This is a genomic window from Pseudomonas haemolytica (assembly GCF_009659625.1).
Taxonomy (GTDB): domain Bacteria; phylum Pseudomonadota; class Gammaproteobacteria; order Pseudomonadales; family Pseudomonadaceae; genus Aquipseudomonas; species Aquipseudomonas haemolytica.
Genome location: NZ_VOIW01000001.1, coordinates 915,432 through 934,636, shown reverse-complemented (window position 1 = coordinate 934,636; position 19,205 = coordinate 915,432). Strand labels below are relative to the sequence as shown.

The 19,205-nt window shown below is 60.5% G+C and carries 14 protein-coding genes; 6 read left to right on the top strand and 8 right to left on the bottom strand.

Features of this window, described 5'->3' with window-relative positions; genetic code table 11:
• Positions 1 to 406: 406 nt before the first annotated feature.
• Positions 407 to 844 carry a type II secretion system protein gene (locus FRT59_RS04335; RefSeq protein ID WP_153870484.1) on the bottom strand — a complete coding sequence of 146 codons (438 nt, stop codon included), beginning with the start codon at positions 842 to 844 and terminating at the stop codon, positions 407 to 409.
• A gap of 105 nt (positions 845 to 949) precedes the next feature.
• Between FRT59_RS04335 and FRT59_RS04330 the strand changes: the two genes are divergently transcribed.
• The gene (locus tag FRT59_RS04330) at positions 950 to 1,390 is read left to right on the top strand and encodes a universal stress protein (protein WP_034118688.1); all 441 of its coding nucleotides are present in this window, start codon (positions 950 to 952) and stop codon (positions 1,388 to 1,390) included.
• 182 nt (positions 1,391 to 1,572) lie between these two features.
• Here FRT59_RS04330 and FRT59_RS04325 read toward each other — a convergent pair whose 3' ends face one another.
• On the bottom strand, positions 1,573 to 3,492 hold the full coding sequence (locus tag FRT59_RS04325) for an ATP-binding cassette domain-containing protein (protein ID WP_034118687.1): 1,920 nt from the start codon (positions 3,490 to 3,492) through the stop codon (positions 1,573 to 1,575).
• A 213-nt stretch (positions 3,493 to 3,705) separates the two neighbouring features.
• Between FRT59_RS04325 and FRT59_RS04320 the strand changes: the two genes are divergently transcribed.
• Entirely contained in the window at positions 3,706 to 5,634 is a 1,929-nt protein-coding gene (locus tag FRT59_RS04320; RefSeq protein WP_153870483.1) for a transglycosylase SLT domain-containing protein, read from the top strand.
• An 87-nt stretch (positions 5,635 to 5,721) separates the two neighbouring features.
• Here the strand turns inward: FRT59_RS04320 and FRT59_RS04315 are convergent, their stop codons facing one another.
• A complete protein-coding gene (locus FRT59_RS04315) occupies positions 5,722 to 7,491 on the bottom strand; it encodes an ABC transporter transmembrane domain-containing protein (protein WP_153837744.1) in 1,770 nt (589 codons plus the stop codon).
• Between the two features lie 245 nt (positions 7,492 to 7,736).
• Here FRT59_RS04315 and FRT59_RS26940 point away from each other — a divergent pair, with 245 nt between their 5' ends.
• Positions 7,737 to 7,910: a PA1571 family protein gene (locus FRT59_RS26940; protein ID WP_043047507.1), complete on the top strand. Its 174-nt coding sequence runs from the start codon at positions 7,737 to 7,739 to the stop codon at positions 7,908 to 7,910.
• Positions 7,911 to 7,964: 54 nt separating this feature from the next.
• Here FRT59_RS26940 and pdxB read toward each other — a convergent pair whose 3' ends face one another.
• Complete coding sequence (gene pdxB, locus FRT59_RS04310) at positions 7,965 to 9,107, bottom strand: 4-phosphoerythronate dehydrogenase PdxB (RefSeq protein ID WP_153870482.1); 1,143 nt, start codon at positions 9,105 to 9,107, stop codon at positions 7,965 to 7,967.
• Positions 9,108 to 9,278: 171 nt separating this feature from the next.
• On the opposite strand from pdxB, the gene FRT59_RS04305 reads away from it, so the two are divergent.
• Complete coding sequence (locus FRT59_RS04305) at positions 9,279 to 10,673, top strand: MATE family efflux transporter (RefSeq protein WP_034118682.1); 1,395 nt, start codon at positions 9,279 to 9,281, stop codon at positions 10,671 to 10,673.
• On the opposite strand, the gene tusA is transcribed toward FRT59_RS04305, so the two are convergent.
• Both tusA and rlmM read right to left on the bottom strand, forming a co-directional pair.
• Positions 10,670 to 10,915, bottom strand: coding sequence for a sulfurtransferase TusA (gene tusA / locus FRT59_RS04300; RefSeq protein ID WP_153870481.1), 246 nt, complete (start codon positions 10,913 to 10,915; stop codon positions 10,670 to 10,672). The two genes, FRT59_RS04305 and tusA, sit on opposite strands and share 4 nt — an antisense overlap.
• Before the next feature lie 144 nt (positions 10,916 to 11,059).
• Positions 11,060 to 12,136, bottom strand: a complete 1,077-nt coding sequence (rlmM, locus tag FRT59_RS04295) for a 23S rRNA (cytidine(2498)-2'-O)-methyltransferase RlmM (protein WP_034118680.1) — start codon at positions 12,134 to 12,136, stop codon at positions 11,060 to 11,062.
• A gap of 196 nt (positions 12,137 to 12,332) precedes the next feature.
• Here rlmM and acnA point away from each other — a divergent pair, with 196 nt between their 5' ends.
• Positions 12,333 to 15,074, top strand: a complete 2,742-nt coding sequence (gene acnA, locus FRT59_RS04290; protein ID WP_034118679.1) for an aconitate hydratase AcnA — start codon at positions 12,333 to 12,335, stop codon at positions 15,072 to 15,074.
• A gap of 126 nt (positions 15,075 to 15,200) precedes the next feature.
• Here acnA and FRT59_RS04285 read toward each other — a convergent pair whose 3' ends face one another.
• Together FRT59_RS04285 and cysK are read right to left on the bottom strand one after the other, a co-directional pair.
• A complete protein-coding gene (locus FRT59_RS04285; protein WP_034118678.1) occupies positions 15,201 to 16,139 on the bottom strand; it encodes an aspartyl/asparaginyl beta-hydroxylase domain-containing protein in 939 nt (312 codons plus the stop codon).
• 170 nt (positions 16,140 to 16,309) lie between these two features.
• Positions 16,310 to 17,284: a cysteine synthase A gene (gene cysK, locus FRT59_RS04280; RefSeq protein WP_034118677.1), complete on the bottom strand. Its 975-nt coding sequence runs from the start codon at positions 17,282 to 17,284 to the stop codon at positions 16,310 to 16,312.
• A 126-nt stretch (positions 17,285 to 17,410) separates the two neighbouring features.
• On the opposite strand from cysK, the gene FRT59_RS04275 reads away from it, so the two are divergent.
• Complete coding sequence (locus tag FRT59_RS04275) at positions 17,411 to 18,487, top strand: DUF748 domain-containing protein (protein ID WP_034118676.1); 1,077 nt, start codon at positions 17,411 to 17,413, stop codon at positions 18,485 to 18,487.
• The last annotated feature ends 718 nt before the right edge of the window (positions 18,488 to 19,205 follow it).

Here is a 19,205-nt window from a genome sequence, read left to right as displayed (position 1 = left end):
GCATCAATGCTCACGCCAGTCAGCCAGGCACACCCGCCAGTGCGATAGTCGGGGTTCTGTATGAGCCGTCTGACAGACAAACGCTCAATTCATACGCCCGTTTGATTTGGGTACGCCACCTTCATCCAATTCCGAGCAATTGTCAATCGCTCCAAAGGCTAGTAAAAACGCGACTTTCCAGTCATTTCAGAACCCCGCCCCCAAGGCGCGGCCTCGCCAATATTCAAATATTCACGAAATCAATAAGGCAAAAGATGTGGGAAACGGCTGTACAGAATGGGATATGCCGCTAGGCTTGCGACAAACCTTGGCGCGAGCGGATGAACATCCGCCGCGGGAACCACAGAATTACCGGCCTGCCTGGCCAACTCCAGCCCGATGATGATGTCGGGCTTTTTATTGCCCGTCAGGCCAAAGCCTTGAGCAGTGCATCAATATCCTTCAATACGCTCATCTCGCCCTTCTCGCCCCAATACAAAGCGATCATCTGCTTGTCGGCCTCGACCTTGTAGACGTTCGCCGGCAGCGTTGCAAAATGCGGCAACAACTTTTCATCCACACACCCTTCGCGCCATTGATTGACCCAAACCCCCGGCTCCAGCTGCCAGTAACTCCAGATCGCCGGGGTGCTGCCACGCCGGGGGCGACAATATTGCGCGCATGGGCTCGGCGGCTCCTGCTTGAGCCAATGCGGCCACTCCTGGGGCGCCAACTGCATCGCCAGGCCGATGCGGCGTGCCTCCATGCGCAGGGCCATGCGCCCGCTCTGCTGGCGCGACGGGCGCAGCCATGCCAGGGGGCTTAAAACCACCGCAAGGATTGACACCACTATCAAGACCGTCATATGTGTACTCCCGAATTTCTAGATGAGCGGATTTGACCTGACGCAACCCCATCCGCTTGAAAGCAGCCATACTGAACGTATTGCAGTCCCTTGGAGGAACGCCTCATGCCCTACAAACATATTCTGGTCGCTGTCGATCTGACCGAAGAGTGCGATCCGGTGATCAAGCGCGCACAGGAGTCTGCATTGGCCAATGGCGCCATACTGTCGCTGGTGCATATCGTCGAGCCCATGGCCATGGCCTTTGGCGGTGACGTGCCGATGGACCTTTCCCAGTTGCAGCAACAACAATTTGACCAGGCCAAGGAGCGCCTGGACCGTTTGATTCTCAAATACCCGCACCTGAAAAAGGAAGACTGCCACCTGACATACGGCCAACCGCGCCAGGAAATCCACCACTTGGCCAAGGAAAAGGCTTGCGACTTGATCGTGGTGGGTAGCCATGGTCGTCACGGCTTGGCGTTGTTGCTGGGTTCTACTGCCAATGACGTACTGCACGGCGCGCCGTGCGATGTACTGGCGGTAAAACTAGTGAAAGCCTCTTAAGTACAACGCCTAGCAAATGTGGGAGCGGGCTTGCTCGCGAAAGCTGTCTGTCAGTTGATGCATCTGGTGACTGACACACCGCTTTCGCGAGCAAGCCCGCTCCCACATTTGGATCGCATTTCATATAAAAAGCCCGGCGCTCATAGGAATGGACGCCGGGCTTTTCAGTGCTGCTGGATCACTCAGGCATCCAGCTCGGCCCAACGCTCAACCAACGCTTCCAACTCCTGGTTCAACGTCTCCAGCGAAGCGATGACCGCTGCGGTTTCCGCCGCCGGGCGCAGGTAGAAGCCCGCGTCGGCCATTTGCGCTTCTACCGCAGCAATCTGCTGTTCCTTGGCGTCGATATCACCCGGCAAAGCTTCCAGCTCACGCTGAAGCTTGTAGCTGAGTTTCTTCTTGGCCGCTGGTGCAGCTTCCTGAGCCGGTGCAACAGCTTCCACAGGAGCAACCACCGCCGAGGCCAAGTCAGCCTTGCCGGACTTGCTCTCGGTCACGCCCAGAAGACGCGGCGAGCCACCCTGGCGCAGCCAGTCCTGGTAACCACCCACGTACTCGCGCACCTTGCCTTCACCTTCGAAGACCAGGGTGCTGGTGACCACGTTGTCGAGGAATGCCCGGTCGTGACTGACCATCAGCACAGTGCCGTTGAAGGTCAGCAAGACCTCTTCCAGCAGCTCCAGGGTTTCCACATCGAGATCGTTGGTCGGTTCATCGAGTACCAGCAGGTTGGCCGGCTTGCTGAACAGCTTGGCCAGCAGCAAACGCGCACGCTCACCACCGGACAAGGCCTTGACCGGCGTACGCGCACGTTGCGGGCTGAACAGGAAGTCGCCCAGGTAGCTGAGTACATGGCGGCTCTGGCCGTCGATGTCGATAAAGTCGCGGCCTTCGGCAACGTTGTCGATCACGGTTTTTTCCAGGTCCAACTGGTGGCGCAACTGGTCGAAGTAGGCAACGTCGATGCGCGTACCCTCTTCCACGGTGCCGCTGGTCGGTTGCAGACCGCTGAGCATCAGCTTGAGCAAGGTGGTCTTGCCGGTACCGTTGGCGCCCAGCAGGCCGATACGGTCGCCGCGCTGCAGGACCATGGAGAAGTCCTTGATCAGGAACGGGCCGTCCGGGTGATGGAAGCTGACGTTCTCCAGCACCATCACTTGCTTGCCTGACTTGTCGGCGGTATCCAGCTGGATGTTGGCCTTGCCGGTACGCTCGCGGCGTTCGCTGCGCTCGACGCGCAAGGCTTTCAAGGCACGCACACGGCCTTCGTTACGGGTGCGGCGCGCCTTGATGCCCTGGCGGATCCAGACTTCTTCCTGGGCCAGTTTCTTGTCGAACAGCGCGTTGGCGGTCTCTTCAGCAGACAGTGCGGCCTCTTTGTGCACCAGGAAGCTGGCATAGTCGCCGTTCCAGTCGATCAGGCCGCCACGGTCCAGTTCGAGAATGCGCGTGGCCAGGCTCTGCAGGAAGGCACGGTCGTGCGTGATAAACAGCACGGCGCCCTGGAAATCCTTGATGGCTTCTTCGAGCCAGGCGATGGCGCCGATGTCCAGGTGGTTGGTTGGTTCGTCGAGCAGCAGCAGGTCCGGCTCGGACACCAGAGCCTGGGCCAGCAGCACGCGACGACGCCAGCCGCCGGACAATTCGGCGAGGGTCTTGTCGGCCGGCAGTTGCAGGCGGCTCAGGGTGCTGTCTACCAGTTGCTGCAAACGCCAGCCGTCACGGGCTTCGAGGTCTTGCTGGACGTGCATCAGCTTGTCCAGGTCTTCTTCGGTGACGCAGTTCTGCGCCAGGTGATGGTATTGCGCGAGCAACTCGCCAACACCGTCCAGGCCTTCGGCAACCACGTCGAACACTGTCCGTCCGTCGGCCACCGGCAATTCTTGCGGCAATTCGCCGATCTTGAGGCCAGGGGCACGCCAGACAGAGCCGTCATCGGGCTTCTGGTCGCCTTTTACCAGCTTCATCATGCTGGATTTGCCGGTGCCGTTGCGGCCGATGATGCACACCCGCTCACCACGGGCGATCTGCCAGGACACCTTGTCCAACAACGGCATGGCGCCGAAAGCAAGGGACACATCGCTGAATTTGAGCAGGGTCATACGCTTCTCCAAAAACTGGGCGCGCATTCTACCTGACTTGAGGGTGGGATGCGGTCGGCATTTTCTCTATCGACACGTTCTGTAGGACATTTCCGGCGAACTTGATCGAACCTGTCGGCAAAGCTTTCGCGGGCCGCTGGCAAAAGGCTAAGCTAGGGGCAATCAGTGTCGGCAGTGCCGGCGCTAGTCGTGATTTCTTTGCACGGACGTCTCATGCGCAGTCGCCTTTTCAACTTTTTATCTTGTCTGCTTCTTTCCGCCACTGCCGTTCAATCCGCCCAGGCAGTGGACCTCACCACCCAACGTCAGTATTACGACCAAGCCAAACGTGCCCTGGCCAAGGGTGACAGCGGGCCCTACATGCAATACAGCCAGGCCCTGGCCGACTACCCGCTCACGCCGTACCTGGCTTATGACGAGCTGACCGCACGCCTGAAAACCGCGAGCAACGAGGAAATCGAACAGTTCCTCGCCAAACACGGCGACCTGCCCCAAGCCAACTGGATGAAACTGCGTTGGCTGCGCTGGCTGGCCGAACGTGGCGATTGGCAGACGTTTGAAAAGTACTACGACGCCAAGCTCAATTTCGTCGAACTGGACTGCCTGCATGGCCAATACCAGCTCAGCCACAATCTGAAGGCTGAAGGCTACAAGACCGCCGAAAAATTGTGGATGACCGGCAAATCCCAGCCGGCCGCCTGTGATGCCACTTTCGGCCAATGGGCCGCCGCCGGCCAGTTGACCGAACAGAAGATCTGGGACCGCGCCAAGCTCGCCGCCGAAGCGCGTAACTACGCGCTGGCCAACAGCCTGGTGAAAACCCTGCCAACCCTCGGCGCCCAAGGCCGCCTGATGGTGGACGTGGCGCAGAAGCCCGACATGCTCAGCGACCCGTCACGCTTCCTGCCGGCCACCGAGGCAATGTCCGACGCCGTGGGCCTGGGCCTGCGTCGCCTGGCGCGCCAGGACCCGGACAAGGCCATGGCCCTGCTCGACGGTTACGCCAGCAGCATGCACTTCTCCCGTGACGAAAAAGTGTCGATTGCCCGCGAGATCGGCCTGACCCTGGCCAAGCGCTTCGACCCGCGTGCGCTGGAAGTAATGACCAAGTACGACCCCGAGCTGCGCGACAACACCGTCTCTGAATGGCGCCTGCGCCTGCTGCTGCGCCTGGCGCGCTGGGAAGACGCCTACCAGTTGACCCGCAAGCTTCCACAAGACCTGGCCACCACCAACCGCTGGCGCTACTGGCAAGCGCGCAGCCTGGAGCTGGCCGAGCCGAAAAACCCGCAAGCCCAGGTGCTGTACAAAAACGTGGCCAAGGAGCGGGATTTCTATGGATTCCTCGCTGCTGACCGCTCCAAAGCTCCCTATCAGTTGAATAACAAGCCGCTGGTGATGAGCCAGACGCTGGTCAACAAGGTCCGCAACACCCCTGGCGTGCGCCGTGCGCTGGAATTCTACGCCCGTGGCCAGATCGTGGACGGCCGTCGCGAGTGGTACCACGTGAGCCGGCACTTCAACCGTGACGAGATGGTCGCCCAAGCCAAGCTGGCCTACGACATGAAGTGGTACTTCCCGGCCATCCGCACCATCAGTCAGGCGCAGTACTGGGACGACCTGGACATCCGCTTCCCGATGGCCCACCGCGACACCCTGGTGCGCGAAGCCAAGGTACGTGGCCTGCACTCGAGTTGGGTGTTCGCCATCACGCGCCAGGAAAGTGCCTTCATGGACGACGCCCGTTCCGGCGTCGGCGCCAGCGGCCTGATGCAACTGATGCCCGGTACCGCCAAGGAAACTGCGCGCAAATTCAGCATCCCCCTGGCCTCCCCGGCCCAGGTGCTGGACCCGGACAAAAATATCCAGCTCGGCGCCGCCTACCTGAGCCAGGTACACAGCCAGTTCAACGGCAACCGCGTGCTCGCCTCCGCCGCCTACAACGCCGGCCCTGGCCGCGTGCGTCAATGGCTGCGCGGTGCAGACCACCTGAGTTTCGATGTCTGGGTGGAAAGCATCCCCTTCGACGAAACCCGCCAGTATGTGCAGAACGTGCTGTCTTATTCGGTGATCTACGGGCAGAAGCTCAATTCACCGCAACCGTTGGTGGATTGGCATGAGCGGTATTTTGATGATCAGTAAGAAGAGCAGCTTCGAGCGGTAAGTTTGAAGCTTCAAGAAATGCCCGCATTGAGAGGTGCGGGCATTTTTTATGCGCGGGATTTAGCGTTAAGCGTGCTCTTGCACCCCATCACTGAACTGCAACGCCGCCAACCGCGCATACAGCGGATTGCTCGCAATCAACTGCTGATGCGTCCCCACTGCCACCAGCTTGCCCTGGTCCATCACGGCAATGCGGTCCGCGTTCTTCACCGTAGCCAGACGATGGGCGATCACCAAGGTGGTACGCCCTTGCATCAGTTGCGGCAGCGCTTGCTGGATCAAGTGTTCACTCTGGGCATCGAGGGCGCTGGTGGCTTCGTCCAGCAGCAGGATTGGCGCATCCACCAGCAGCGCGCGGGCGATGGCCAGGCGTTGGCGCTGGCCGCCGGAGAGGCCCATGCCGCCGTCGCCGAGGTGGGTCTGGTAGCCGTCTGGCATTTGCAGGATGAAGTCGTGGGCATGGGCGATGCGGGCGGCGGCTTCGACCTGGGCCATGGTGGCGGACGGGTTGCCGTAGCGGATGTTTTCCTCAACGCTGCCGAAGAACAGCGCCGGGCTCTGGGACACCAGGGCGAATTGGCGGCGCAGGTCCAAGGGATCAAGTTCGGTCAGCGGGCGGCCTTCCAGCAAGATACGGCCGTGCTGGGGGTCGTAGAAGCGCAGCAATAGGTCGAAAATCGTCGACTTACCCGCACCGGACGGCCCTACCAGGGCCAGGGTTTCGCCGGGGTTGATGGTCAGGTTCAAGCCATCGATGGCGTAGCTGTCCGGTCGCGAAGGGTAGGAAAAGCGCAGGTCTTGCAGCTCCATGCGGCCACTGACCCTTTCTGGCAAGCGTTCGCTGCCCTTGGCCGGCGCCTGGATATCGTTGCTCGACTGCAACAGTTCACCGATGCGCTCAGCCGCACCGGCAGCACGCTGCAACTCGCCGAGTACTTCGCTCAGGGTGCCGACGGCGCTGCCGACAATCAGGCTGTAGAACACAAACGCCGCCAGCTCGCCGCCGGAAATGCGCCCGCTGATCACGTCCATGCCGCCTACCCACAGCATCACACCCACGGCGCCGAGCACCAGCATGATCACCAGAGTAATCAGCCAGGAGCGCTGCAAGATGCGTTTACGTGCGGTGGTGAAGGCGTCTTCCACGGTCACCGCGAAACGCTGCTCGTCCTGCACCTGGTGGTTATAGGCCTGCACGGTCTTGATCTGGCCCAAAGTCTCGGCGACATAGCTGCCGACGTCAGCGATACGATCCTGGCTCAGACGCGACAGGCTGCGCACCCGGCGCCCGAAGATCAGGATCGGCGCCAGCACCAGTGGCAGCGCCACCACGACGATGCTGGTGAGTTTGGGGTTGGTGATGAACAGCAGCACGATACCGCCGATGACCATCAGGGCATTGCGCAGGAACAATGACAGCGAGGAGCCGATCACCGATTGCAGCAGGGTGGTGTCGGTGGTCAGCCGCGATTGGATTTCCGAACTGCGGTTGTTTTCGTAGAAGCCGGGGTGCAGGTAGATCAGGTGGTTGAACACTTGCCGACGAATATCCGCCACCACCCGTTCGCCAATCCACGACACCAGGTAAAACCGCGTGAAGGTGCCCACGGCCAGGCCCAGCACCAGCACCATGAACAGGCCGATGGATTGGTTGAGCAGGTGCGGCGATTGGGTCATGAAGCCCTGGTCCACCAGCAGGCGGATGCCCTGCCCCATGGACAAGGTAATACCAGCGGTGACGATCAGCGCCAACAGGGCACCCAGCGCCTGCCAGCGATAGGGCGCAATAAAGCGGCTGGCCAGGCGAATCGCACGGCGTTGACGGATCGAGAACATGGAAGGCACCACCAATGAGGAGTCTGTACTGCAACATTGGGGGAACTTGCCCGAATAACAATGAGTCAGGTTAATTATGCCCGCCGATGCAGGCCTCTAGAGGCTATCGGTCTAAGACGCATCTGGAAATATGTACCGGTTTCTGGTGGACTGGGTGTTCGAACCGATGATCGTGCAGGGAGCTGTAACAGCGCGGTCACGCGGGGGATTTAAAGTAGGTACACAACCTGATGAGGAGACAGGCCATGACCTTGCAAGACAGCAGCAATGCCAAAATTGAAGTGATCCGCCAGCCGCAGCAGTTGCCTTGCTCGTACATCGATGCCAAGGGCCGCGAAGTGCAGATTACCGAAGAGATGATCCAGCAAGCGTGCAGCGAGCTGGAACAGCGACTGGTCAAACCTGCCCAGCAAGGCTGATACGCCCGCGCTCTTTCAAACCCGGCCCAGGTGGCCGGGTTTTTTTATCGGTGTTTACAGGGCTTCAGCGCCCAGGGCCGAAACGATAGCGGACAACGCCGCCGACTCACCATCGATCCGCACCTTCAAGCCGTCAATCTCACGCCGCTGCGGGTAGTGCTTGCGCAGCAGGTCGAATGCCTTGCGCTGCTCTTGCACGGTTCCCACCAGGCTGCGACGGAAATCCGCATCATCCCGGCGCGGGTCGTAGACACTGCGGCACAAGGTCGCCAGCGCCCAGGCTGGATCAGTGGCAGCGTTCAGGTGCACTTCGGTCAGCCACGGCGCTGGCAGCAAGTCACTCAGTTGGATGCTCGGCTCCTGGCCCAGGTGCGCGCAAAACGCCTGGTAGATCTGCGCCGTGCCGCGCTGTTTGCCATCGAGGCTGTAGCCGGCGATGTGCGGCGTGGCCAGCACGCACAGGTCAGCCAGGTCGACATCCACCTCGGGCTCACCTTCCCACACATCCAACACGGCTTGCAGGTCTTCACGCGCCAGCAACACCTCGCGCAGGGCGGCGTTGTCCACCACCGCGCCACGGCTGGCGTTGATCAGCCATGTACCGGGCTTGAGCTGTTCCAGGCGCTGGCGATCCAACAAGTGCCAGGTAGAGCCATTGCCGGACTTGGTCAGCGGCGTGTGCAAGCTGATCACGTCGCACTGCTCGATGATCTGCTGCAGGCTGACGTAGTCGCCGTCTTCGGCGATCTGGCGCGGCGGGTCGCAGACCAGCACGTTCCAGCCCAGGCCCTTGAGCACCTTGACCAGCCGCCCGCCGACTTCACCGGCACCGACGACGCCATAGGTGCGCTGCCCAAGCTCGACACCTTCGATTTCGGCCAGGGTCTGCAAGCTGCCAAGCACGTAGTCCACCACCCCGCGCGCATTGCAGCCGGGCGCGCTGGACCACTGGATACCGGCCTGCTTGAAGTAGTCGAGGTCCAGGTGGTCGGTGCCGATGGTGCAGGTGCCAACAAAGCGCACGTTACTGCCCTCGAGCAGGGCACGGTTGACGTTGGTCACCGAACGCACCAGCAGCACGTCGGCCTGCTCGACGGTGGCGCGGTCGATGGACCGGCCGGGCACGCGGTGTATCTGGCCAAACCCTTCGAAGAATGCATCGAGCAGCGGGATATTTTCGTCGGCAACAATCAGCATGGCAGGCTCCTTTGGCGGTTCAGCAGTGTACAGGCTTGTGGGGATCCAATGTGGGAGGGGGCTGCCTGCGCGGTCGCATTACAAATCAGCAACACAGGTTTTTTCCTGACCGGTGCGTCAAAGCGTAGAATCCGCCGTCCTTGCGACTGCCTTTTGATTGGACACCTGTACGTGAACACTGCCACCGCTACCCTAACCCGCCCCGCCCGCATCAGCCGGGAAGTGCGCGGCCTGCTGACACTGGCCTTGCCGATCATGATCGGCCAACTGGCAACCACGGCGATGAGCTTTGTCGATGCGGTGATGGCCGGGCGTGTCAGCCCGCAGGACCTGGCGGCGGTCGGCCTGGGTAACTCGATCTGGATTCCGGTGTACCTGTTGATGACCGGCACCTTACTGGCCACCACGCCGAAAGTTGCCGAGCGTTATGGCGCAGGCAAACTGACCGAGATCGGGCCGTTGGTGCGCCAATCGTTGTGGTTGGCCGTGGTGGTCGGCCTCTGCGGCGCGCTGCTGCTGCTGTGCGCCGAACCGATTCTGCATGCGATGAAGGTCGAGCCCGACCTGATCGAACCGTCCATGGGCTACCTGCATGGCATCGCTGCGGGCATGCCAGCGATTGCGCTGTATTACGTGCTGCGCTGTTTCAGTGACGGCCTGGGCCGCACGCGGCCAAGCATGGTCATGGGCCTTTGCGGCCTGGCGCTGAATATTCCGTTGAACTACATCTTCATCTACGGCCACCTCGGCCTGCCGGCCATGGGCGGTGTGGGTTGCGGCTGGGCCACGGCGATTGCAATGTGGGTAATGATGCTCGGCCTGGCCGGCTGGACGCGCTGGGGCCCGGCTTACCAGAGCAGCGAGTTGTTCAAGCGTTTCGACTGGCCAAAATGGACGGTGATCAAGCGCATATTGGGCATCGGCCTGCCGATTGGTGTGGCGATCTTCGCCGAGTCGAGCATTTTCGCGGTGATTGCCCTGTTGCTGGGTAGCCTGGGCGCTACCGTGGTTTCCGGCCATCAGATCGCGCTCAACGTCAGTTCCTTGGTGTTCATGATCCCCTACTCCCTGAGCATGGCCGTCACGGTGCGCGTAGGCCAAGCCCTGGGCCGTGGCGAACCCCGTGAAGCGCGCTTCGCTGCCGGGGTCGGCATGGGCACCGCATTGGCCTATGCATGCCTGTCTTGCAGCCTGATGCTGCTGTTTCGTGAGCAGATCGCAGCGATCTATACGCCGGACCCCGTAGTGATCCACCTGGCATCGATGTTGATTGTGTTCTCGGCGCTGTTCCAGTTCTCCGACTCGATCCAGGTCACCGCCGCCGGCGCACTGCGCGGCTACCAGGACACCCGGGTGACCATGGTGCTGACCTTGTTTGCGTATTGGGGCGTGGGGTTGCCGGTGGGTTACGCCCTGGGCCTGACCAACTGGCTTGGCGAGCCCAGCGGCCCGAGCGGCTTGTGGCAAGGGCTGATCGTCGGCTTGAGCTGTGCGGCGGGGATGTTGCTGGTGCGCCTGGCGCGCAGTGCACGCCGACGCATTCGCGCAGACAAGGCGCAGGGTTAATCGAGCTTCTTGCGGATCCAGTACAGGTAGGTACCGGCCTGCTCCTGCTGGTCCACCAGTTCGTGGTCAAGGAACACGCAGAACTTGGGGATGTCACGGCGGGTCGACGGGTCGGTGGCGATCACCTTGAGCAGGCCGCCCGCCGGCAGGTCACGGATGTGTTGGTGCAGCATCATCACCGGTTCCGGGCAGTGGAGGCCGGTGGCGTCGAGGGTGCCGTCTACGGGCAAATCAACTCTCATACTTCACTCCTGAAACTGGCTCCGCTCAAAAATGTGGGAGCGGCGGTGCGACGATTCGACTTGCTCGCGAAGACGCGGGCACATTTACCATAAATTTCGACTGTTATACCGCTTTCGCGAGCAAGCCCGCTCCCACATTCGGTCTCATCGGCCTTTAGATTTCTTCACATCCACCAGCCGACGCAAGTGGCAGGTCACTTCTTCACGGTCGTGGTACAGCTGCTTGCAGCCGATTTCCACGCGAATGCCGCGCTCCTTGAAACCGTCCTCGATCCGCTCCAGCAGGCGCTTCACCTCGGCGTAACGCTGTTTCATCGGCAGCTTCAGGTTGACCACCGCCTCGCGGCAATGCCCCTCGCCGATCCAGGTTTCCAGCAACGCCGCGTTGCGCGCGGGCTTCTCGACGATGTCGCAGACCATCCAGTCCACCGGTTGCTTGGGCACGAAGGTGAAGCCGTCGGCCATCAAGTGCTGCACCAGGCCGGTGTCCATCAGGCTTTCAGCCATAGGGCCGTTGTCGATGGCGGTCACCAGCATGCCACGGTTGACCAGTTGCCAGGTCCAGCCGCCCGGCGCAGCACCGAGGTCGACGCCAGTCATGTCGCCGTGCAGGCGCTCGTCCCACTGGTCACGGGGGATGAAGTGATGCCAGGCCTCTTCCAGCTTCAGGGTCGAGCGGCTGGGCGCGTCACGCGGGAACTTCAGGCGCGGGATGCCCATCGGCCACATTGCCGAGTTGTTCGACTCGGCCAGGCCCATGAACACTTCGCGGCCGCTCTTGAAGGTCAGCAGCAGCCGCGGCTTGCTCGGGTCGTCCACCAGCTTGCCAGCGTTGAGCAACGCTTTGCGCAGGTGCACTTCGAATTTCTTGCAGAAATTCGACAGTTCCTTGCCGTCGTTGGTGTCGACCATCTCCAGCCACAGGCTGCCGCACACCGGGAATTCACGCAGGTGGGCGAGGATCACGCTGATGCGGTCGGTTTCCGGCAGGTCGATAAATACCCCGCGCGCCCACTGCCTTGGGAAGATCAGCTCGGCAAAGCGCTGGCCGTGCATCAGGCGCTGGGCGCCGTCTTCTTCGGTGCAGACAAATTCGGCGCAGGCGCTGCCGGTCTTGGCCTTGGCGTAGCCGGAAACGTTCAGGCGCGCGGCGTGTTCCGCGATCTCGGAACAGACTTCGCCTTCAAAACCCGGGCGGCAGTGCATAAAAAGGGTGTTCATCAACTCTCCTGGTGAATCAACTGACCTTGCGCTATCGCAATGCCTGTCATGAAAACGCGCGCATGATAGCCGAGTTCGGAACCTTGGGCTCGGCGATAGAGTCCAGTTATTAGCTTGCTATTGAAAACAGCGCTAACGTGATAGCTCTGTTCGTCCCGTCAGGTCCGTAGCCGTGCGGACCATAAGGAGTCATGTAATGTCATCCCTTGATAGCCTGAGAACCCTTAAAACCCTGGAAATAGACAGTAAGACCTACCACTACTTCAGCTTGCCCGAAGCCGCCAAGAGCCTGGGCGACCTGGATAAGTTGCCGATGTCCCTCAAGGTGCTGCTGGAAAACCTGCTGCGCTGGGAAGATGACAAGACCGTCACCGGCACCGACCTCAAGGCCATCGCCGCCTGGCTCAAAGAGCGCCAGTCTGACCGCGAGATCCAGTATCGCCCCGCCCGCGTGCTGATGCAGGACTTTACCGGGGTGCCCGCCGTGGTCGACCTGGCCGCCATGCGCGCCGCCATGGCCAAGGCCGGCGGTGACCCGCAGCGCATCAACCCGCTGTCGCCGGTGGACCTGGTGATCGACCACTCGGTAATGGTCGACAAGTTCGGCACCACCAGCGCCTTTGAGCAGAACGTCGACATCGAGATGCAGCGCAACGGCGAACGTTACGCCTTCCTGCGCTGGGGCCAGAGCGCCTTCGACAACTTCAGCGTGGTACCGCCGGGCACCGGCATCTGCCATCAGGTCAACCTCGAATACCTGGGCCGAACGGTGTGGACCAAGGATGAAGACGGCCGCACCTATGCCTTCCCCGACACCCTGGTCGGCACCGACTCCCACACCACCATGATCAACGGCCTCGGCGTACTTGGCTGGGGCGTAGGCGGCATCGAAGCCGAAGCGGCAATGCTCGGCCAGCCCGTGTCGATGCTGATCCCGGAAGTGATCGGCTTCAAGCTCACCGGCAAACTCAAGGAAGGCATCACCGCCACCGACCTGGTGCTGACCGTCACGCAAATGCTGCGCAAGAAAGGCGTGGTGGGTAAATTCGTCGAGTTCTATGGCGACGGCCTCGCCGATCTGCCACTGGCCGACCGCGCCACCATCGCCAACATGGCCCCGGAGTACGGCGCCACCTGCGGTTTTTTCCCGGTAGATGAGGTGACCCTGGACTACCTGCGCCTGTCCGGCCGCCCGGCGGAAACGGTCAAACTGGTGGAGGCCTACACCAAGGCCCAGGGCCTGTGGCGCAACGCCGGCCAGGAGCCTGTGTTCACCGACACCCTGGCCCTGGACATGGGCAGCGTCGAAGCCAGCCTCGCCGGGCCCAAACGCCCGCAAGACCGTGTATCCCTGCCGAATGTCGGCCAAGCGTTCAGTGACTTCCTCGACCTGCAATTCAAACCCACCAGCAAGGAAGAGGGACGCCTGGAAAGCGAAGGCGGTGGCGGTGTCGCCGTGGGCAATGCCGATCTGGTCGGTGAAACGGACTATGAGTACGACGGCCAAACCTACCGCCTGAAAAACGGCGCCGTGGTGATCGCCGCGATTACTTCCTGCACCAATACCTCCAACCCCAGCGTGATGATGGCTGCCGGGCTGGTGGCGAAAAAAGCCGTGGAAAAAGGCCTGACCCGCAAGCCGTGGGTGAAAACCTCCCTGGCTCCAGGCTCCAAGGTGGTCACCGACTATTACAAAGCCGCGGGCCTCACCCAGTACCTGGACAAGCTCGGCTTCGACCTGGTGGGCTATGGCTGCACCACCTGTATCGGTAACTCCGGGCCGTTGCCCGAACCTATCGAAAAAGCCATCCAGAAGGCCGACCTCGCCGTGGCCTCGGTGCTGTCGGGTAACCGCAACTTCGAAGGCCGCGTGCACCCACTGGTGAAAACCAACTGGCTGGCTTCGCCGCCCCTAGTCGTCGCTTACGCGTTGGCCGGCACCGTGCGCATCGACATCAGCAGCGAGCCGCTGGGCAACGACCAGCACGGCAAGCCGGTGTACCTGAAGGACATCTGGCCCAGCAGCCAGGAAATCGCCGACGCGGTGGCGCAGGTCAGCACCAGCATGTTCCACAAGGAATACGCCGAGGTGTTTGCCGGTGACGAGCAGTGGCAGGCGATCGAAGTGCCGCAGGCCGCGACTTACGTGTGGCAGAAGGACTCCACCTATATTCAGCACCCACCGTTCTTCGACGACATTTCCGGCCCGCTGCCGGTGATCAAGGACGTCAACGGCGCCAACGTGCTGGCCCTGCTGGGGGATTCGGTGACCACCGACCACATCTCCCCTGCCGGCAATATCAAGACCGACAGCCCGGCCGGGCGCTACCTGCGCGAGCAGGGCGTAGAGCCGCGTGACTTCAACTCCTACGGCTCGCGCCGGGGCAACCATGAAGTGATGATGCGCGGCACCTTCGCCAATATCCGTATCCGCAATGAAATGCTCGGCGGCGAGGAAGGCGGCAACACGCTGTATATCCCCACCGGCGAGAAGATGGCGATCTACGATGCATCGATGAAGTATCAGGCTTCAGGCACGCCGCTAGTGGTAGTCGCCGGCCAGGAATACGGCACCGGCTCCAGCCGCGACTGGGCGGCCAAGGGCACCAACCTGCTGGGGGTCAAGGCAGTGATCGCCGAGAGTTTCGAGCGTATCCACCGCTCCAACCTGGTGGGCATGGGCGTGTTGCCGCTGCAGTTCAAGCTGGACCAGAACCGCAAGACGCTCAAGCTCACCGGTAAGGAGAAGATCGATATCCTCGGGCTGACCGATGCCGAGATCGAACCGCGGATGAACCTGACGCTGGTGATTACCCGCGAAGATGGCAGCAGCGAGAAGGTTGAGGTGCTGTGCCGGATTGATACTTTGAATGAAGTGGAATACTTCAAGGCGGGCGGGATTCTGCACTATGTGCTGCGCCAACTGATCGCGTCATAAGCAACACTGCAAAACCAATGTGGGAGGGGGCTTGCTCCCGATGGCGGTGGATCAGGTAAAGATGTTCAACCTGACACACCGCCATCGGGAGCAAGCCCCCTCCCACAGTTTTGACCGCATTTCAAATCAGCCGAACAACCACTTCCACAGCAGTACCAAGACGACTACCGCCAGCACCGGCCGCGCAATGCGGTAAGCCTTGGGATGCTTGCGCTTCCACTGCTTGACCTTGCCACTGAACTTGTCGCTGAAGGTCTTGCTCCAGGCATACGCTTGGTTGATGCCGCCCACGCGTTCGTCGTCAAGGTTCTGCGGTGCCGTAGCGCGGCCCAGTTGCTTGCTGACCCAGCGGTTGATACGGGTCATCACGCGGTTGCTCAACGGGCGCTCGATGTCGCAGAACAGGATCACACGGGTGTGCTCGGTTTCGTTCTTCACCCAATGCACGTAGGTTTCGTCGAACATCACGTCTTCACCGTCGCGCCAGGCGTAGACCTGGCCGTCGACGAAGATACGGCAGTCGTCGGAGTTCGGCGTAGACAGCCCCAGGTGATAACGCAGGGAACCGGCAAACGGATCGCGGTGCGGGTTGAGGTGGCTGCCGCCCGGCAACAGCGCGAACATCGCGCCCTTGACGTTAGGGATGCTGCTCACCAGGGCCACGGTCTTGGGGCACAGGGCCTCGGCCGATGGCAGCGGCTTGTCGTACCACTTGAGGTAGAAGCGCTTCCAGCCTTTCTTGAAGAACGAACCGAAGCCGGCGTCGTTGTTCTTTTCGGCAGCGCGGATGTAACCCTCGTCGAACAGGTGCATGGCCTCTTCGCGGATCACTTCCCAGTTGTCCTTGAGCACGTCCAGTTCCGGGAACTTGCTGCGGTCCAGGTACGGCTTGGACGGTACCGCGGAGAACAGGTACATCAAGGCGTTATAAGGGGCGAACAGCGCCGAATGGTTGACGAACTGGCGCAGCATCGGCAAACGGGCCTTGCCACGCAGGTGCACATACAGGGTGCTGCCGATAAACAGCAGCAACACCGACAGTTTGGCGGCCAAAGAAAAGGTCATGCAGCAACTCCTGGAAATAAGCGCCTGGCCGGCAAACTTCCGTCGACGGGAAACCAGACGTAACAGCCGGCCATGATAAACACTTGGAGCATTATGCAGAAGGCCTACGCCATCTGGCTGACCTACATCAACTCTTATGGCGAGGGAGCTTGCTCCCTCGCCACAGTACGTCAGGCCTGGTTTTCCTGGTCGGTAAACAGGTCACTGAACAACATGCTCGACAGGTAACGCTCACCGGAATCCGGCAGGATCACTACGATGGTCTTGCCCTGCATTTCCGGCTTTTCGGCCAGACGCACCGCCACGGCCATGGCGGCCCCGCAGGAGATACCGCACAAAATGCCCTCTTCCTGCATCAGCCGCAGCGCCATGGCCTTGGATTCTTCGTCGGTCGCCAGCTCCACGCGGTCAACCATCGACAAGTCGAGGTTCTTCGGCACAAAACCGGCGCCGATGCCCTGGATCTTGTGCGGGCTGGGCTTGATCTCTTCACCAGCCAACGCCTGGGTGATCACCGGGGACACCATCGGCTCGACGGCCACCGACAGGATCGGCTTGCCCGCCGTGTTCTTGATATAACGCGAAACACCAGTGATCGTGCCGCCGGTGCCCACGCCCGCTACTAGCACGTCCACAGCGCCATCGGTGTCGTTCCAGATTTCCGGGCCGGTGGTTTTCTCGTGGATCGCAGGGTTTGCCGGGTTATCAAACTGGGCCGGCATAAAGTAAGTGGCCGGGTCGCTGGCGGCGATTTCACCGGCCTTGTCGATGGCGCCCTTCATGCCCTTGGCCGGCTCGGTCAGCACCATCTCGGCGCCGAGGGCCTTGAGCACTTTACGGCGCTCGAGGCTCATGGACGCCGGCATGGTCAATAGCAATTTATAGCCACGGGCAGCGGCGACAAACGCCAGGCCGATCCCGGTATTGCCGGAAGTAGGCTCGACGATTGTCATGCCCGGCTTGAGCTTACCGCTGCTTTCCGCATCCCAGATCATGCTCGCACCAATACGGCACTTCACCGAATAGCTGGGGTTACGCCCTTCGATCTTGGCCAGGATAGTCACGCCACGCGGTGCGATGCGATTGATCTGAACCAGGGGCGTGTTACCGATGGAATGCGCGTTGTCTGCGAAAATACGGCTCATGACGGATCCTATTTCGAGGCTTTTGGAAAGGCCCCAAGGGTATGCCTCGTACTCCTAGGCGTCCAGACAGTGGAACGTTGCGTTCATCAGAACAGTCAATTTCCTACAAGCAAGGAGGACTGCCCCATGAAACGTCGTTACAGTTGGCCGTTATGGACCATCGCCGGGCTGGTGGTGCTGCTGGTTGCCCTGGATCTGGCCCTGCCCTACCTGGTGCGTAACTACCTCAATGACAAGCTCGCCGACATGGGCGACTACCGTGGCCAAGTCACGGACGTGGACCTGGCCCTGTGGCGCGGCGCCTATAAGATCAATGGCCTGCAGATCGTCAAGGTGGACGGCAAAGTGCCGGTACCGTTCGTCAAGGCGCCGCTGATCGACCTGTCGGTAAGCTGGCACTCGCTGTGGTACGACCATGCGGTGGTGGCCGAGGTGCAATTCATCCAGCCCGAACTGAACTTCGTCGACGGCGGCGCCAACAAACAGGCCTCCCAGACTGGTAAGGGCACCGACTGGCGGGCCCAGTTGAGCAAGCTGCTGCCGATCACCCTGAACGAAGTACGTATCCAGGACGGCAAGATCGCGTTCCACAACTTCAGCTCCAAGCCGCCGGTCAATATCAAGGCGACCTCCGTCAACGCCAGCCTCTACAACCTGACCAACGTGGTCGATGTCAAAGGCAAGCGCGACGCCAGCTTTGAAGGCAAAGCCCTGCTGCAGGGGCAGGCACCGCTGGAGGCCACCGCGACCTTTGATCCGCTGAGCAATTTCGAGGACTTCGAATTCCGCTTCCGTGCCAAAGACTTGCAGCTCAAACGCATGAATGATTTCGCCTCTGCCTATGGCAAGTTCGACTTCAAGGCCGGCACCGGCGATGTGGTGATCGAAGCCCAGGCTGAAAAAGGCCAATTGCGCGGTTACATCAAACCGCTGCTGCGTGACGTGGAAGTCTTCGACTGGCAGCAGGACGTTGAAAATAAAGATAAAAATATCTTCCGCTCGATCTGGGAAGCGGTGGTCGGTGCCAGCGAGACCGTGCTGAAAAACCAGAACAAAAACCAGTTTGCGACCCGCGTGGAACTCAGTGGCAGTGTGCATCAGCAAGATATCAGCGCGTTCTCCGCGTTTTTGGCGATTCTGCGCAATGGCTTCATCCAGGCCTTTAATGCAAGGTACGAACAACCCAAGCCCAGCGCAGATTAAAAAATGTGGGAGGGGGCTTGCTCCCACATGTACTGCACTGGTCAACGGGAAGTGACCGGCCATTCAGAGACTGGACAAGGGATTTCGGCGTGGACCAATGAATACGGGCACTTCGGCGGTGATCCGTTCAAATGGGCACACCGGGCGCAGCGGGCGTGTGCCCCATTTCACTGCCGTTTGGTGATAAGCCACCCATACCTAGAGTGCTATAGATGCCAGGATTTGATTGAGAAGATAATCGCCTTGTTGGGGGACATTTCCCGAATCATCTTTTGCCAATGAAGATAGCGTTGGTCGTATACGCCGGATGTAATCTGTCCTCGTTCCGCTAAAGCGTTGCTCTCCAAGATTGCCGCGTTTAACGTAGAAAGAGTTTCCGCAGCCTTACGATGTTTTAGAGATAGCAAGTCACTAACGATTAAAAATAATTTGGGTAGTTCTTCAGTACGCGTTATGACTAAGTTATTGTTACTGGCCATGTAGTCTATAGTGCGCACTATACGAATAGCTTCGCTCCTGAGACTCGTGAACCTTGAGTACCTAGTGATAATCAGTCCTGAATAAAGCCCTGCTATCACGCCTATCGGCAGGCTTGAAGTCAAGCTCAACAGAAGGATGTACATGTTCTCGCTCGACATCGTGGGCTGTAACCTCTCGAAAATAATTCTAGGGCAAAATGCGGAAGAGCTTAATAGTCTCTTCAGCTTGCGAGCAACTT

Coding starts and splice junctions, on each gene's coding strand:
- FRT59_RS04335 (WP_153870484.1), bottom strand. CDS start 844: ATGACGGTCTTGATAGTGGTGTCAATCCTTGCGGTGGTTTTAAGCCCC.
- FRT59_RS04330 (WP_034118688.1), top strand. CDS start 950: ATGCCCTACAAACATATTCTGGTCGCTGTCGATCTGACCGAAGAGTGC.
- FRT59_RS04325 (WP_034118687.1), bottom strand. CDS start 3,492: ATGACCCTGCTCAAATTCAGCGATGTGTCCCTTGCTTTCGGCGCCATG.
- FRT59_RS04320 (WP_153870483.1), top strand. CDS start 3,706: ATGCGCAGTCGCCTTTTCAACTTTTTATCTTGTCTGCTTCTTTCCGCC.
- FRT59_RS04315 (WP_153837744.1), bottom strand. CDS start 7,491: ATGTTCTCGATCCGTCAACGCCGTGCGATTCGCCTGGCCAGCCGCTTT.
- FRT59_RS26940 (WP_043047507.1), top strand. CDS start 7,737: ATGACCTTGCAAGACAGCAGCAATGCCAAAATTGAAGTGATCCGCCAG.
- pdxB (WP_153870482.1), bottom strand. CDS start 9,107: ATGCTGATTGTTGCCGACGAAAATATCCCGCTGCTCGATGCATTCTTC.
- tusA (WP_153870481.1), bottom strand. CDS start 10,915: ATGAGAGTTGATTTGCCCGTAGACGGCACCCTCGACGCCACCGGCCTC.
- rlmM (WP_034118680.1), bottom strand. CDS start 12,136: ATGAACACCCTTTTTATGCACTGCCGCCCGGGTTTTGAAGGCGAAGTC.
- acnA (WP_034118679.1), top strand. CDS start 12,333: ATGTCATCCCTTGATAGCCTGAGAACCCTTAAAACCCTGGAAATAGAC.
- FRT59_RS04285 (WP_034118678.1), bottom strand. CDS start 16,139: ATGACCTTTTCTTTGGCCGCCAAACTGTCGGTGTTGCTGCTGTTTATC.
- cysK (WP_034118677.1), bottom strand. CDS start 17,284: ATGAGCCGTATTTTCGCAGACAACGCGCATTCCATCGGTAACACGCCC.
- FRT59_RS04275 (WP_034118676.1), top strand. CDS start 17,411: ATGAAACGTCGTTACAGTTGGCCGTTATGGACCATCGCCGGGCTGGTG.